Here is a 15,826-nt window from a genome sequence, read left to right as displayed (position 1 = left end):
GGACTCTGAGGGGTCGGAGACCGGATGTCCGGGAAAGGCTTTACGGCTCATCTCTTGAAGCGAGGATGTTTTCGCCTCCTTTCGAGGGAGTGTCAGGCTGACTCTCCTCAGGGATGGCGGTCGAGAGCATCGCTTCGGGGCGGGAGTGTCGCTTCACGATAAAGTTCGCAAGGATTCGTCCAAACGACTTGTGTTGGCGGGTTTCGGCCTTTATGTTACAAGCGCAGGTGTAAACATATCGCGATTTTCGCCGTGAAGAGAAGAGGAGACGATGAATGTCCGAAAAATCGGTGAAGCTCTACGCGCTGAGCACATGTATCCACTGCCGTCACACCAAAGATTTTCTTAACGAGTGTGGTATCGAATACGACTGCGTGGACGTGGACACCCTGGAGGGCGAGGAACGCCGGGCAATGATTGAGGAGGTCAAACGGCACAACCCGAACTGTACTTTTCCGACGATCCTTATCGGGGATAAGGTGATCGTCGGCTTTCGAAAGGACGAGATCCGGGAGGCTTTGGAGTCATGACGGCTGCCGAGCTTTACGAAAAGCTGCGCCCCATTCAGGAAGCGAAGGGTTATTATTTCAACAATGACCTTCAGGGCATGACCCTACCGCTTCTCGAAAGCCTTCTTGTCAACAAGGAACGATATGGGTACATGGTGTGCCCGTGCCGACTGGCGTCGGGTGACCGTGAAAAGGACAAAGACATTATCTGTCCTTGTGTGTACCGGGAACCGGACGTGGCCGAATATGGGAGTTGCTATTGCGGCCTATATGTTTCCAAGGAATGGAATGAAGGGAAGATTGCCCACGTGACGGTGCCGGAAAGACGTCCTGCGGAGAAGATATTTGCCTAGGGCTCGTTCGAGGTCCCCCGGCGGCTGTTCGACGGTTGTACGATTGGATTTTCGAACCAGGGTGGGGGGCGAAGGGGACGAAAGGTCCAGGTTTCATTTCCATGAAATGGGGACGACGTCCCCAACAAGAGCCGGAGGTCTCCGCCGCTTTTGGAGCGGTCGATCTTGCCCGCGGCTCACCTACGGAGCGTTGGTCTTGACCTCACCACGGCAAAACCGGTCCCCGAGGAAATCTCCCCGTGGTGTTTTGACGAGTGGCAAAAGAAATCTTGAAAGGTGGGGGCTCCTTGAATATCGGTAGAGTGAGCTTGCCGACCCCATGGGTCATGGCTCCCATGGCGGACCTGACCCATGCCGGCTTTCGGGATCTGGTGGCTCAATGGGGTGGCTGCGGACTCTACTATACGGAAATGCTGAATGCTCGGATCGTGGCTTCCTCCGATCCGAGCAAGGATCCTTATTGCGCCCCTGGCGTGAAGGATATGCCTCGGGCATGTCAGCTCGTCGGCGACGATCCGGAGGTCGTGCCGAAAGCTTTCTGGAAGTTGCAGAATCTGGGCCGTTTTGATGTTTTTGATTTTAACTTGGGCTGTTCCAGGGGCTTGCCGGTCTGGCACGGGTGGGGTTCGCGGCTTTTGGACCGGCCGGAGCGGGTTCGAGAGATCCTGAAAAAAACCAGGCAGGTTGTGCGCGGTCCATTATGGGTCAAAATGAGGATTCCGGAAGGGGGACCGAGCGCATTAGAGTTGTGGGCTGAACTTTTGGAAGATTGCCAAGTGGACGCTGTCGTCCTGCATGCCCGATATTCCCGGGATCTTTTCAAACGGCCCGCCCGCTGGGAAATGCTGAAGCGGTTTAGAACCCTCTGGCGGTTGCCCTTGATCGGAAACGGGGACGTTTTTTCCCCTCAGGATGCCGTCCGAATGATGGAAGTCACCAACTGCGACGGAGTCATGATCGGCCGGGCGGCCCTCATGCGCCCATGGATCTTTTCGGACTTGACCCATTACCAGAGGACGGGCGTTGTGCCCCCCGCCCCGGAAGTGACAGACGTGATATCCAATTATGCCCAACTTCTCTTGGAACGACACCACGAGCGCGAGGCGAGGCGCCGGTGGCGCTTTTTTGCCTTTTGGATCTGCCAGAATTATTCATATGGGGCGTACTACTTCCAGACTTCGTGCCGCCGGGAGACTTTTCAGGCCATGGTGGAAACCCTTAAGGGCTTCCTTTCGCGGGAGCCGCTTCCTGACTATCCGGTCCGGCCCTATCTGACATGAAGGTATGAGATGACGGGTTTATGAAAGAAACCGAAAAAGGGACGATGACCGGTATCGGGGAAGTTTCAGGCTTCCGCGGCGCCAACTATTGGGCGCGTCACATCGGGCGCGAAGAACTTCCCGTGCTCCGTCGCACGGTCTTTGCCATTGCTCGAATGTTTTCTCAAGCAGGGGTATCCTCATCGGCGGTGGCGGAAACGGTGGCCAAAGACCCGTTCATGAGTGCCCGGCTGATTCGCATGGCCAATAGTGCTTACTATAATCCCGGGGTGAAAAAGGTGACCACCGTGCCAAGAGCCGTGGTGGTCGTCGGTTTTGATGCGTTGCGCCATCTCTGCGCCTCGACACGCTTCTTGGAAGAAACCTACAGCGGCGATCGACTTCAAGAGATTTTGCGCTGCATGGTCCTCAGTTATAAACAAGCCCTGTTGGCCCAATGGATAGGAGAGACGCTTCGAGAGGGGGCGCCGGAGGAGCTGTACGCCGCAGGGCTATTGTTGGATATCGGGCTCTTGAGCCTCCTGTGCGTGATCCCGCACGGGATGGTGGGTGCGTTCAGGGACAGGGCCGCCGGGAGTGGCCTTCCGGAAAAGGCGGCGGAAAGAGAAATTTTCGGTTTTGAGACGCGCCGTCTCAGCGTGAGGTTGGCTGAAGAATGGTCCCTTGGGGATCTTGTCAAACGTGCGGCCCATGAGCGGGAAGATCTTGATCCAAGAGTCCAATGTGTGCGCATGGGAGCGAGGTTGGCCGTCGCTCACGAGAAAGGGCCGGAATCTGAGGCATTTGCGGCCGCGCTTGGCGCTGCCGTCGATCGCTTGAAGATTCCCGAGCCGTCGTTGCTGCGCATGGTGACAGCCGCCGAAAAAAGGGCACAAGAGTACCGTCAGGACCTCCCTGCGGAACTCGTCGGCCCGGTGCCACCGGTCAAGGAACACGTTAGGGCCGCAGAGCCGCTTAAGACCCAAGAAGAGCCTGCTGTTGGACACGAGGACCATTTTCTGGTTTCTCTCGAGGAGGTTCTTTTCGAGCCGGCCGATGCCGAGAGGCAATTGGAGCTTTTGGACGATGTGGTGATGTACCTCATCGATAAAGAACACGCCTCCCCCCAAGGGGTCCTGGATCGGGCCGTACGCGGGATTTTAGAAGGTGCAGCATTGGATCGCGTGGCGTATCTTCGGATGACGCCCGAAGGCAAATTCCTTGAGGTCAAAAATCTCTACGGTGAATTCGACCCTCGTTTTCTCGGTCTTCTCGTCCCCACAAGCCCATACCCCAATGTGTTCTCCCATGTGCTTTGGGGGCCTCCGTGGTTATGGGTTCATGAGAACAGTCCGCCTGCCGTCAAGGCTCTTGTCACCCCAGAGGTGTTGCAGTTCTTTCCTTCTCGGGAAATATTTGTGGGACGCGTGGGGCGTCCATCGAGCCCGTTGGGGGTGATCGCCGGCGATCGCCGCTCGGGGCACCGCGCGCTGGACGAAAAGGCGTTTATTGCCTTTCGGCGCTTCTGCGATCTCGTATCCCTAGGAATGATGGCGCTTCGCCGTGAAGGATGAGCGTCAAAGAACGGGATCCTCTGTGGTATCGGATCGTTTCTCCGCGTCTCTCGACGACAGGAAAGAAACGGGAGACGAAAAAAAAACCAAGACGGCCCGCTTACCGTCAGGCCGTCTTGGTCTCATGAATGTCAATGATTAATGAACCTTTTCTTCCACGATTTCCTCTCCGGCGTCACGCGCCCACTCCGCATGGAGCCGATCGGACCACACATCGCCGCCTCCGCCCAGGAAATCCGCGACATTTTCCACATCCCAGTGGCTCATCCACAGCGGCCGACGTTCCTTTCGCAGTGCCTCAATATTGACGGTCAACATGGCTGACCTCCTTGACTTTCTTCGGGAAATCTTTCTCATTTTCTACTTGGCTCTAAGTTAAGAGCGGTTTTCGTGTGGTCAAGGGGGCAATGCGGCACGTGAGGGCGGAGCCGCAGCGAACCTTGTTGACAGATCATGGGGGCTGGTGCCATGATACCTGAAATCGAGCGGTTCTGATTGTTCGCATCTCTATCGAGCGTTCCCATTCCCGTTCCCTGTCTAAGGTCTTCATGGGAGGCAGCGGCAGCGTGGGTTTTGACCCTGGACACTCTCGGGACGTCCCGGAAGAATCCACCATTGTCAGGCCATGGGCCGTCCACGGACCGGAGGGATTGGATGACGGGAGAGGCATTCCGTGGTTTCTTTCTTGTAGATTCCAAGTTCAACGTGGTCCATGTCAACGACGCCTTGGCTCGAGCCCTCGGACTGGGAGCCGGACTGCGTCCGCACCGGTTGACTTTGGAAAGACTCCTCAAAATGCTCGGATGCCCTCTCACGTCGCGGCAGATGGCTTCCGAACTCCGACGACACGCGGGAAAATCTGTGCATTGGCAGGCTCAGCCTTTCGCGGAAGGCCAGGTGTGGCATGTTTGTTTAGAACACGTTCATGTCAAGGATAAGATCGTACTCGTCGGAGTGATCCACCCCGAAGCAGACAAGGCTTTAACGGAGGGTGGCGCGGGTCTTGGAGACGGTGTGGTTCAATGGGCTGTGGAGAGCCTGCGAGAGGGATTTTTCGTCCTCGAGGTCCGATCCCGGATCATTGTGTATGCCAATGAGGCGTTTCATTCCAAGAGAGGTCTCAAACCACCTCTGGCTGTGGGCAAAGCGTGTTACCAGGTAGTGAGGGGGCTGGAGCGTCCCTGTAGCTCGTATGGTCGAATTTGCCCACTGGAATCCTTGGGCCCGGAAGGGCAAATCGCCTACTGCCCCAATGGCGACGGCAGTCTCAACGGATCGGCCCTCGTGCGCTGGACACCATTGCGTCACGAGGGAGAGGGGGCCTATGTGGCGGGCTTGGAATGGAGCGGAACGGGGAAAACGGCTTTTGAACCGCCCGGCCAAGGGAACCAAAGGGCCTACGAAGTCGTTCGGATCGGGAAGGCTCCCTCTTACAGTCGATTGCAGGAGGTTGTCGCCGAAGCGATGCGTGCGCCGACCGTAAATGCCCTGATGGAGGTGATTGTCCGGTCCCTGCGGCACGACGTGGGTCAACTGGATATTGTGTTGACGATTCCCGATGCTTCCGGAAAAGGCCATCTGGTCTTCTCTGAAGCGGCCGACATTTCCTCACAATCCCTTCACCAACTCAAGGACGCTTTGTCCGACGGGACGCTCACTCGCCGTGTCTCCGACCTCCTCGACAAGACGACGTCAGGCGGGCAGGTTCAGGCGGTGGGGACAGAACTCCAGGAGATGCTGCGTCGATGGGCCTCTCCCAAAAACGTCCTCGGCTTCGGCGTCCTGGGCGCACATCAAAGAGCCTCGGGATATTATCTGCTCCTTTCCGACGAACTCAAATCACTGGGCCAGGACCTGCGATGTTACATTGACGCCCTTTTGACCATGACGGCCGGGGCGCTGAAACGGCTTGTGGTGGAAGAAACGGCGGTGGCGAGCCCATCGTTTCAGGACGCGGCCTTGGTCAGCCGGGACGGGATCATCGGGCGGAGCAAGGAAATGCTCGAGGTTTATGAACTCATTGACCTAGTAGCCGCATCCGATGCCACCGTGCTGATCACCGGGGAGAACGGCACGGGGAAGGAACTGGTGGCCCAGGCCATCCATAATCGGAGCCATCGCAAGAAAGGACCTTTTGTGGTGGCCCATTGTTCTGCGTATTCTCCCACCCTGCTGGAAAGCGAACTGTTCGGTCATGAAAAAGGGGCCTTTACGGGAGCCATCCGGCGAAAGATGGGCCGCATCGAAAGAGCTCAGGGCGGCACTTTGTTCCTTGACGAAATCGGCGATATTGCCCCGGCAACCCAGGTGCTCCTGCTTCGCTTCCTCCAGGACCACCGGTTTGAACGGGTGGGCGGGGAGTCCACACTGCAGGCGGATGTGCGTGTCCTTGCGGCGACCAACCGAAACCTTATGGAAGAAGTGGAAAACGGCCGATTTCGCGACGATCTTTACTACCGCCTCAACGTCATTTCCATCCATCTGCCGCCGCTGAGAGACCGCAAAGAGGATATCCCGCTCCTGTGCCACTATTTCTTGAAAAAATACAGTGCCAAAGAAGGCAAACCCGTCACCAGCTTTTCTTCCGGAGCCCTCCAGGCTCTTATGGACTATGATTGGCCCGGGAACGTCCGTCAGTTGGAAAACGCGGTGAGCCATGCGGTCATCCTGGCCCAAGAAGACACGATCAGACGCCAGCATTTGCCGCGTTTTCTTTTCCAGTCTCAGGATCCGGCCCCCGCGGTTTCCTTGAGCGAGCACGAAAAGCGATTGATCCTCCAAGTCCTTCGGCAAACCCAATGGAATAAGCACGAAGCGGCCAAGAAGCTTCAAGTGAGCCGAAGCACCCTCTACAGCAAGATCCAGCGCTATGGCCTGCGGCCGGAAGGTGCAGTCTGAAAAGCGGATCGCCGGGTCGATAACAAGACACACGAGATATATGCTGAATATCCAGTAAGTTAATGAGGAATCAAAAAGGGTGGTCGTCGGATTTCGGTCTGAGAAAGCGGCGCGAATGGCTTCCGGGACCGGGGAGACTTCAGCGCATCTGGGCAAGGGATCCCTGCTAACATTTTGAAATGCTGCGAGGAAAGAGCGCGTGAAATGAAGCACGAAATACCCGAGGGACCCTGGCCCAAATTTTGTAAACTGTTCCAAGTGCCATTGACAAAGCAGTGCTCTCGCAAAGGCGAGCGGATAGTTCCAGTTCCGGAGCATTCCGAGCGGAACCCCTCAGTCTCTCTCCATACGCTCATGTGCTGCGCTCCATGATGTCTTCTTCCTACGTCTTACGGCGGTAGCTATTCCCGACGTGCTGAAGAAGGACTCTTCTTTGGGTTGCCCCACCGGGCAGCGATACCGAGGTGTGGCGCCCAAACCGAATGGGTGGTGCAGACCAGGGCCGTGGCGTCTGGGAAAAGACCGGACGCAAAAAGGCCACCCTGAGGAATAGCATCGAAGACAGACCTCATTTGTAAAAATTTAAAGGTCTTCATTCCACGAAGGAAGGGGGTGGGAGTTGGCGTTAGGGCCACACGAAGTGCCGGGACGTCGGCGCTCGAAAATCCCGAGAGGGGGGGCGTGCGCCGTGGCGCCCGAGACATGCAGCAGAGCTGGTGGGGATGGTTCCGGAACTCAAGGAGGTTAAAAGATGGCGAAAAAAGTTCGGGAAGTGGAAATTAACAGTCGGGAGGATACCCTGACATTGATGGGGCCGGATGTCCGGCCATGGCCGGTCACACCGCCTCCATCCCCGGAGGAAGTGGCCGCTGTCTATGCCCGCAGAAAGGCGGAAGAGTTCGGCAAATGGTGTGAGGACAATCTCCGAATTGAATATTCCCGTGGCAAACCCGAAGCCTTACAAGGCGTGCGGGTTCTTTCATGTGGACTGTGGCGCATGGGGCACAAGTTTGCTGCCGGGCTTCTGGGCGAACTAGGGGCGGAAGTGATCAACGTGGAGCCGCCCACCGGGGATCCCTTGAGGAAACTCACGCCTTTCGGCCGTGAAGAGTACATGCTGGAAGACAAGAGTGGGGAAAAGTGCGGTCTCGATTTTATTCACGAGCTGCGCAACACCTACTCGGTGACCATCAATTTGGAAACGGAAAAAGGCCGCGAACTTTACACGAAACTGGCCCAACATGCCGATATCCTTATCGAGGAATATCCGCCAGGATACATGGACAATTTGGGCATCGGCTACCGGCAGCTGTCGCAAATCAACCCCCGGCTCATCTATTGTTGGGTTGGCGAACACGGCCAGTGGGGCCCCATGAAGGACAAGGTGTCCAAATACGGCCAGTGGATGCTCGATCCCTTCGGCCAGGCGGCCTGTTCGTTTATCCACAACACCGGTTTCCCTGAGGACCTGCTGCCTCGAGGCAAAGGCGGCGATCCCACCCGTTCCGGCGTCTGGTTCGCCGATTACGTGGCGGGGGAACAGACGGCGGTCAACGCGCTTGCGGCGCTTTACTGGCGCGATGAATTCAGCGGGGAAGGCCAATTCATCGAAACCACGGCGGCCGAATCCCTCATGGACATTTTGGACTTTGACATCACATGGTACGGATTCAACAAGAGCATCAAGGCCCGCACAGGCGGTTGGGACCCCAACCTGAACCAGTACGCCTGGAACCCGTGTAAAGACGGGTACATGATGATCGGTGGCCAGACCGACCGTCTCTGGTACCGTATCGGAATGTGCATTGAACGGGAACTGCCCATTTTCGGCCGCCTTATCCACGAAGATCCGCTTTTGAAGGAAATGGCCGCCCGCAATGCTTTGCAGGCCCTTACCAAGACCTACACCATGACCACCATGTGGTTGCGCAACATCAACCGCGTGGAAGCCGAAGAAAAACTCATGCAATATGAAATCGCGGCCGGTCCGCTGCTTTACATCGACGAAGTGGCCGAGTTCCCACACTTCAAGTATCGGCCGTGGGTCAACGTGATTGAAGATGAGGAATACGGGACACTCATGTATGCCGAGTCCACCACCGCCTACCAGATGCGCACACCGGCCCGCGTGAAATGGCTCGGGCGGCCTCTGGGCAAGGACAATGCCCTCATTTTCATGAAATACATCGGCTTGGGTCAGAGCGAACTGAGGGAACTCAAGGAACAAGGAGTGGTCTAAGATGAAAGATCAACGCGTGACTCGAATCGAAGATCTGCCAGGGCCCAAGAGTCAAGGGGAACTGGAAGAGATGAAGATGCCGTATGAGGAGTATTGCCGGAAGGTCTTTGCACCGGGCCAGGAAAAGACCAAACCGGAATCCCTCAAAGGCATTCGGTGGATGAGCACCACCATGTACATCTTCACCCCCCATTCGGTGGCCAACCTGGCCGAGTTGGGGGCGGAGTGCATCAAGGTGGAAATGCCGAGAATGGGTGACCCCATGCGGCATACGTCGCCTTTCAACGAATGTTATCTCTATCCCTTGCATGACAGTCGCCCCATGACGGGAACAGGCTTGGGATTCACCAACGCGAACTCCAATGAATACTATATTACAATGGATTATCACGTGCCGGAGATGAAAGAAGCCTTCTACCGGCTCGTAAAACTCTCCGACGGCCTCACCGAGTGTTATCGGCCGGGGACGTTTGACCGTTGGAAACAGAGCTACCGATACCTACAGGAACTTAACCCGCGATTCATCTATGTGTGGGGCGGCGGCTTCGGTTACGGCCCTAAGGTCTTCGGCGGTTCCTACGACATTCTCGGGCAGGCCCATGCGGGCTTGGCCAGTGTGACAGGCTTCCACGAAGATTTTGGCGGCCACTGCGCCAAACACTCCAACTGGTGTATCGACTGGTATTCGGGAACGCAGATCACCGTAGCGATACTGGCGGCCTTGTATTGGCGCCGGAAAACAGGGCTGGGCACCATGATCGAATTCTCTCAGGTTCAAGCGGCCACCCGGTGCCTCGGCTACACAGTGCCCCTCTACGGCCGGTTCGGCATTGTCCGCCAGCGCTGGGGCAATTGGGATACGCAGCTGTGTGTCCACGGGATCATTTTGTGCGGCAAGAGCGATTATCCCGATGAGCCCAACCCGCAGCTCAAGTACGAAGCCCGTTATGCGGTGGTCAGCGCCTTCAACGATCCAGACTTCAAAGAACTGTGCGCCATCATCGGCCGAAACGACCTGTGGGATCAGTATAAGACCTTGCAGGACCGCGTCCGGCCTCAAGCCCAGATCGCCATTTACAAGGCGCTGGAAGATTGGGCTGCGGACAAGACCCGTTCGCAGGTGGTCAAGACCTTGACCGACGCCGGCCTCTTGGCCATGCCCGTCATGAACGACAAGGAAGTGTACGAATGCGAACACTTCCGTCAGAGGGGCACCATCCGGTGGTTGGATGATCCCGTCTTTGGAGATGTGCTCATCCAGAGCGGCTACAGCTGCGGGCTCATGAGCAAGACGCCGCGTCGTGTCAACTGGATCTGGCGGCCGGTGGGGGCCGATAATGTGAAGATCTACCATGAAATGCTCGGGTACCCCATGAGCAAAATCGAAGAATGGTACGAAAAGAACCTCATCTAGAGGGGAGGAGCCGCCGATGTGTGACATCATTTGGTGCAAAGATTGTGATACGGTGAATTACCTGGATCCGTATTACTTCTGGAACTGGGAAGGTAAGATCAAGTGTGCTGGATGTGAAAATGTCTATTATATCTACATGATCCAAGGACACATGTACAAGGGTCCTGACAAAAAACCTGGGGAAAAGGAAGACATCCTTCCCGTGTATGCCGACAAACCCAATGATGGCTATGAACAGATTCTCCCGGGAACGCCGGGAAAAACCCGGCCCTACAACTGCTTGCCGCGTCATATCTACTTGGGTAAGGCCGATATGGTCAAATTCAGCGCCCGCGGCCGGCCGGTGCGCGGCTGGCGTCCGCAGCCGCCGTCCACCGGTGTAGCCGGATCCTGTGGCTTTACGTGGGACATTCAGAAACTTTCGCCTGAGGTATGGCAAGAATATCAGGAAAAAATCAAAAAGGGCGAAGTGGGTGAGTGGTAAAAGAAAGGAGTGGTGCGACCATGGCAGAACTGACCCCGCGGCAATTTCTCGACACCGTCCTGGTGCCCGAGAAGCAAAGTGACCATATTTGTTGGCAGTGCCTGCATCTGAAACCGGCCCTGAAAGGGTCCAAGTTTCCGCCGGCGGACATCATCGGCTGGTGCAAGAAGATTCACTGGCCCCATTATTGGTGTGTGGCGGACTTCAACGTGGTCAAAAAGTGCTACGCCTTTGAGGCGAAATAGTGGGATGGCCATGCACGACGCGATGTTGGAACAGGCTCGAATCTATGCGACCCAGGAACTGGAGCGGCTTAAGTCCATGGTGCTTACGTGGAAGGCCAGCTACGTGGACATGGCCGATGGCGACGGTTCCGACGATTTCCTGGTCTGGGAGTTTGTCCACGAAATCGAAGAATACATGGGGCCGTTCGTGCGTCGCATGCACATGACCCAACAGCTGGACGACGATCAAGTGAGCGCGTTTTGGGACTTTTGCTACGACCAGGTCAAGGACCTGCGGTCGCTTCTATCCATGTAAGAGGAGGGTGAGCATGCCCGAAAAATGCCGAGTGAGCGTGTGCGGTTTCGACCCCATGCTGGTCCGGGGTTACGTGAAAACGGGCTATAGGGCCCTGTGGTGGTATTTGCCGGATGATGTCTACAATGATTTCAAGGTGAAACCCGGTGACAAGGTCATCGGAAGGCTTCTTGCGGTCTACAACCCGAAAGGGGAAAAAACGGCGGAACCCAACGAAGATTTCCGGTGGGAAGCCAGCAAGGAAACCGGCTACGCCGTGGTGTTGCCGCCCGAGGTCATCACCAAGTATGAACTCACCGAGTTCCATTTCATCGAGCTGGTCATCAACAAGATCAATGAAGCCGATGTCTATCCCGGTGAGGAAAAGAAAACCAAGTGGTGGCCGAAAGAGAAGATGAAACTGAGCTACTTCCTGCCGTATGCGGCGCCGTAAGGCACAAGAGAAGGGCCTTCCGATATCCTCGCTTCGATAGAGGGGGCCCTTCCAACATGATGAGGTGTCGCCGCGGGGCGGCGGGCGGCTTCTGCGGGGCGCCGCCGCCCTAGGCGACACGATCCCTCCCGGACGGCATCTCCTTGCCGCCATCCCGAGACGATGCGATGCCACCCATGAACGCGTGATCGGCAGCCGCGAACGCATGGAAAGGATGAGCGCATGCACCCGACCCCCTGCGACAATGAAAACCTTCAATGCACCCCTTACGATCTGGAAAAACCGACTCAAGCGTGGACACGTTTGGCCGAGATGAGTGACAACCGGGACCCTCTGTTTCAGAGCACCTGGTTTTTGGAAGGTTACAATTTTTCATCCAACATCTACGTCGTCGAGGATGACGGTCTCACGGTCATCGATCCCGGTAACGACTATACGGCATACCTTCAGTTCTTTGATATGGGGTTCGATCCTGCCTCTGTAAAACGCGTCGTGATCACGCATGGGCATTTCGACCATGCCATGGGTGTCTTGGAGTTGTGCAATTATCGGGGGATCCGAGAACAAGGCACCATGGAAATCGTCATGCATGAGGCCGGCCCCGAAGAGCTGAAGAAGAATTTGGAGCCTTTGGGTTTTCCAGTGCGCTTTGTCCGAGGGGGCGAGACCGTGACCACGGGCCGCTTCCACTTTGATGTGGTCCATACACCGGGACACACCTTCGACGGCGTGTGCCTTTACCACAGGGAATCAAAAAGCCTCTTTACCGGTGATGCCGTTTTGCCGTACGGCCTTTCGGCCCCGGACAAGCACGCGGGGGGGCGACTGGATGACATGCTCCGGTCGTTCAGACTTCTCATGCGTATGGACATCGATCATGTGCTTCCGGGACACGGCTGGCCGGTCATGGGGTTGGGCCGAAAGCTCCTCGAGACCAGCTACGAGGAGATGATTAAACACTTGATCGGGATCAGTCGTGAACTTTCTTGTGAAGAAGCCGCCGAGCATCTCATAAGCAGAGGATGCCTGGAAGAAGCCCTGTACTGCTCAGAAAAATCGCTCCGCTGTAATCCGTCCAACCCTTCCGCCCTGCGTTTCAAGATCATGTGCCTCAACGACATGGGCAGGTTCGATGAAGCGCTGGAGGCTTTGACGGCGTTGGCGCACAGTCCCGAAGGTAGTGATGCCGAGGTGGACCGCTTCCTCGCCGTTGCCAGAGGATATGCGTTCATGGGCTTGGGGCGCTACGAGGACGCCGTCGCCGAATTCAACAAGGTTTTAGATCGCTACGGAGAGGTGAAGGAAGCTCTCATCTACAAGGGCATGGCCTTGCACCTCTCGGGACGACACGACGAAGCCATGGATATTGAAGCGTTCCGCACTGAATTTGTGGGGCGCTTTAAAGAGGAACTCACGCAGAAGGTGGCTGGTCGCATAGATGGTTCCCCGCAACCGTGAGGGTGCGGCGTCCCTTGCCTTCTCTTTCGCGGTGCCCGGGCGTCATAGAGGCCCGAGCGCGGCGCTGAAAAAAAATGGCCGTAAGAAAGGAACCCTCAAAGGTGATCTTGTGGGTTTCCCGCGAGGAGCTGCGCGCGCATGTGCTCGACGCCTTGGCTCACGTGGAAGCCCAAACGGAGAGCGTCGCCACGTTCTTAGCCTTGCTGGAGCGTTTGGCCCAAGTGAGTCGCGGCGTCGTGATCCTTGACAGCGGCGCGGTCCACCAGCACGGGCCGACCATTTACGGACGCCTGCGCGCGGCATGCAAGGCATGCCGCATCATTCTCTTGTGCGCCCTGGACTCGCGGGGGCTCATCCGCGAGGCGATGGAAGGCGGGGTCTATGGTTGTGTCCTGGAACCCTATGCCCCGTGGGAGATCCAAACCATGGTGCGCCACATCTTCGCCGACTTCGACCACGAGCTCGTCAGCGGCAAATCACCTCAGAAAGCCAAGGCCGCCGATGAGATGCCCCGCAGTTGACCTCCTGTCAGTCCTTCCTTTTTTTGGAGTCTTCCAAACGATTCCGTGCCGGCAAGGGTAGCCGCATCAGATTCGACGGGTGGATCTGTCCGTTGTGCGGAGTCTCCAGTGTAGCGTCCTTTTATCGGCTTTTGCAAAAGCGGATGTGCGCACGGGGATGGATCGGGTTTCGACAAATCGGACGAGACGCCTTTTCCCAACGAGCCCTCGGACACGTGCTGTCGCAGCAAAGTGGCTTGATAAAATCGAAGGCCCTTTTTGTGCGGCGGGAGGAGGGGATGCGAAGAAAGAAAAAGGCGGGCGTGAGCCCGCCTGTGGGATGTGCATTGACAGCCCTTTACCAATTGAACACTTTGTCCAACTCTTCGTCCGGCACATCGAAGGTGACGTTGTGGGGCGGCAAAGCTTCTTTCTTGAAATAATCCGGTAACCGGTCATCCTTGGAAGAAAACCCGGCCCGCAGGTTGAAGTCGCGCTCCATGGAGAGGACTTTCTTGCCCAAGGCCGTCACATCGTCCGCGGTCATGTTGAGTCCGTAGAAGGCATTGATCATGTCGATTAACGCTTGGAACGTATCGGGCTGATCTAGCAGCGCAAAAGCGATGAACAGGCACATGCCGGTGGAGTCGATGGCGGCCGTGGCGATCTGGAGGTTTCGAGAAAGCTCCACTTGTCCCTGTGGGGAGAGCGGATCCACATTGCCGCCCACCTTCAAGATATTGGTGGCCACGGCATAACCTGCCGTATGGTCGGCACCCATGGTACTGGTGGCGTACGTCACACCGATACCCTTGACGGCTCGCGGGTCGTAAGCGGGCATGGCTTGGCCCTTGACTACGGGAACCCTTTCCACACCGAACACCTTGCCGGTGACGGCTGCACCGCTCCCCAAGATACGCCCCAAAGGAGTGCCTTTCCCCACTTCTTTGACAAGTTCGATGGCGGCTTGAGCGTCTCCGAATTTGGCCAGCCCGGCCTCCATGGCCACGGCTATGGTGGCCCCCATCTCAATGGTGTCCAATCCAATATCGTCGTCCAGAAAATCGATATGCGCGATGGCGTCAAGATCGTCGATGCCGCAGTTGCCCCCATGAGCCCAGACGGTCTCATATTCCGGTTGTTTGGTGATGTAATTACCATCCTTGTCCACATAGATTCCGGAACAACGGATGACGCAGCCGCGATGGCATCCGTGGGTGGGATTGCCGCCTCGGGCTTTTTCGGTTTCCGCCTGCGTTTCTCCGCTGATTTTGGCAGCTCCGGCAAACCGGCCTTCCTTGAAATTATACGTGGGATAAGCCCCTGCCTCGTTGATGACATTGGTCAGGACGTTGGTTCCGTAGGCCGGAAGTCCCTGTCCAGTCACGGGATGGCGCCGCAGACCGTCCACGAACCGTTTGTTGGCCTCCTTGAATTTTTCCGGATCCTTAGGTGAACGCATCTTCATGCCCGTATCATCCAGGACGATGAGCTTCACGCCCTTGGATCCCATGACGGCGCCGACACCCCCTCGGCCGGCATGGCGGGTGGGGCGCAGTTCCGGGTCTGTGCAGGCCACCGAGGCGGCGGCCAGCTTCATTTGGCCGGCTTGACCGATGGAAATGCAGGCGATCTTGTCACCGAACTCCTCTTTGGCTTTTTCCACTGTCTTGTAGTTGCCGAGGCCCTTCAGGTCGTTGGCGGGAAGAACCTTGACTCCATCCGCATTGATCACGACCTTGTAAAGCGTGTCATCTTTGGGCTTGCCTTCCAAGACGATGGCCGCATAACCCAAACGTGCCAGCACTTGGGAGGGCTGGCCGCCGGCGTTGGCTTCCTTGATCCCACCGGTAAGTGGGCTCTTGCAGCCCACGGAGATGCGACCGGTCATGGCCCCCGCGGTCCCGCTCAAGAGCCCCGGGGCGATGACCAGCTTATTTTCAGCGCTCAAAGGATGGCACGTGGGAGGGACTTCCTTGGAGACAATGGCCGAAGTCAGGGCTCGACCGCCCAATCCTGCGTACTCCCCCATGGGTTCCACACTGACTTTGGGCCCGTCGGGCCCTCCCATGTTAATCCGAAGAATCTTGTCCATCACCGCATCTCCTTTTCTTCAGCCGATTCACGACAATTTCGCGGGATTTACAGATGGACGCTCCCGCACC

At 56.9% G+C, this 15,826-nt stretch carries 15 protein-coding genes; 13 read left to right on the top strand and 2 right to left on the bottom strand.

The genetic code is table 11. The annotated features are described in order from the left end of the window. The first annotated feature begins 275 nt into the window (after positions 1-275). The 4 genes from ACZ5K9_RS01510 to ACZ5K9_RS01495 all read left to right on the top strand — a co-directional run bounded on the left by ACZ5K9_RS01510 (position 276) and on the right by ACZ5K9_RS01495 (position 3,695). Positions 276-530, top strand: coding sequence for a glutaredoxin family protein (locus ACZ5K9_RS01510; RefSeq protein ID WP_464272659.1), 255 nt, complete (start codon positions 276-278; stop codon positions 528-530). Next, positions 527-862, top strand: a complete 336-nt coding sequence (locus ACZ5K9_RS01505) for a ferredoxin-thioredoxin reductase catalytic domain-containing protein (RefSeq protein WP_464272658.1) — start codon at positions 527-529, stop codon at positions 860-862. The genes ACZ5K9_RS01510 and ACZ5K9_RS01505 overlap by 4 nt, the downstream gene beginning before the upstream one ends. Positions 863-1,149: 287 nt before the next feature. After that, positions 1,150-2,142, top strand: a complete 993-nt coding sequence (locus ACZ5K9_RS01500) for a tRNA dihydrouridine synthase (protein ID WP_464272657.1) — start codon at positions 1,150-1,152, stop codon at positions 2,140-2,142. 20 nt (positions 2,143-2,162) lie between these two features. Further along, positions 2,163-3,695 (top strand): HDOD domain-containing protein, encoded by a 1,533-nt coding sequence (locus ACZ5K9_RS01495; protein WP_464272656.1) that lies wholly within the window; start codon positions 2,163-2,165, stop codon positions 3,693-3,695. A 138-nt stretch (positions 3,696-3,833) separates the two neighbouring features. Here ACZ5K9_RS01495 and ACZ5K9_RS01490 read toward each other — a convergent pair whose 3' ends face one another. Beyond that, positions 3,834-4,013, bottom strand: a complete 180-nt coding sequence (locus ACZ5K9_RS01490; RefSeq protein ID WP_464272655.1) for a hypothetical protein — start codon at positions 4,011-4,013, stop codon at positions 3,834-3,836. A 336-nt stretch (positions 4,014-4,349) separates the two neighbouring features. Here ACZ5K9_RS01490 and ACZ5K9_RS01485 point away from each other — a divergent pair, with 336 nt between their 5' ends. The 9 genes from ACZ5K9_RS01485 (at position 4,350) to ACZ5K9_RS01445 (ending at position 13,682) form a co-directional block, all read left to right on the top strand. After that, a complete protein-coding gene (locus ACZ5K9_RS01485; RefSeq protein WP_464272654.1) occupies positions 4,350-6,593 on the top strand; it encodes a sigma-54 interaction domain-containing protein in 2,244 nt (747 codons plus the stop codon). A 751-nt stretch (positions 6,594-7,344) separates the two neighbouring features. After that, on the top strand, positions 7,345-8,832 hold the full coding sequence (locus ACZ5K9_RS01480; protein ID WP_464272653.1) for a CaiB/BaiF CoA transferase family protein: 1,488 nt from the start codon (positions 7,345-7,347) through the stop codon (positions 8,830-8,832). A 1-nt stretch (position 8,833) separates the two neighbouring features. After that, positions 8,834-10,246, top strand: a complete 1,413-nt coding sequence (locus ACZ5K9_RS01475; RefSeq protein WP_464272652.1) for a CaiB/BaiF CoA transferase family protein — start codon at positions 8,834-8,836, stop codon at positions 10,244-10,246. Between the two features lie 16 nt (positions 10,247-10,262). After that, complete coding sequence (locus ACZ5K9_RS01470) at positions 10,263-10,730, top strand: hypothetical protein (RefSeq protein WP_464272651.1); 468 nt, start codon at positions 10,263-10,265, stop codon at positions 10,728-10,730. A 20-nt stretch (positions 10,731-10,750) separates the two neighbouring features. Continuing rightward, positions 10,751-10,975, top strand: a complete 225-nt coding sequence (locus tag ACZ5K9_RS01465) for a hypothetical protein (RefSeq protein ID WP_448383198.1) — start codon at positions 10,751-10,753, stop codon at positions 10,973-10,975. A 10-nt stretch (positions 10,976-10,985) separates the two neighbouring features. Further along, on the top strand, positions 10,986-11,270 hold the full coding sequence (locus tag ACZ5K9_RS01460; protein ID WP_464272650.1) for a hypothetical protein: 285 nt from the start codon (positions 10,986-10,988) through the stop codon (positions 11,268-11,270). Positions 11,271-11,283: 13 nt separating this feature from the next. Then, positions 11,284-11,703: a hypothetical protein gene (locus tag ACZ5K9_RS01455; protein ID WP_448383196.1), complete on the top strand. Its 420-nt coding sequence runs from the start codon at positions 11,284-11,286 to the stop codon at positions 11,701-11,703. A 222-nt stretch (positions 11,704-11,925) separates the two neighbouring features. Next, positions 11,926-13,161 carry an MBL fold metallo-hydrolase gene (locus tag ACZ5K9_RS01450; protein WP_464272649.1) on the top strand — a complete coding sequence of 412 codons (1,236 nt, stop codon included), beginning with the start codon at positions 11,926-11,928 and terminating at the stop codon, positions 13,159-13,161. Between the two features lie 101 nt (positions 13,162-13,262). Beyond that, complete coding sequence (locus tag ACZ5K9_RS01445; protein ID WP_464272648.1) at positions 13,263-13,682, top strand: response regulator; 420 nt, start codon at positions 13,263-13,265, stop codon at positions 13,680-13,682. Positions 13,683-14,019: 337 nt separating this feature from the next. On the opposite strand, the gene ACZ5K9_RS01440 is transcribed toward ACZ5K9_RS01445, so the two are convergent. After that, positions 14,020-15,756 carry an aldehyde ferredoxin oxidoreductase family protein gene (locus ACZ5K9_RS01440; RefSeq protein ID WP_464272647.1) on the bottom strand — a complete coding sequence of 579 codons (1,737 nt, stop codon included), beginning with the start codon at positions 15,754-15,756 and terminating at the stop codon, positions 14,020-14,022. Positions 15,757-15,826: the final 70 nt, after the last annotated feature.

Source organism: Desulfosoma profundi, assembly GCF_055387865.1.
The sequence above is the reverse complement of the archived record's forward strand: the minus strand, read 5'-3'. Positions and strand labels throughout refer to the sequence as shown.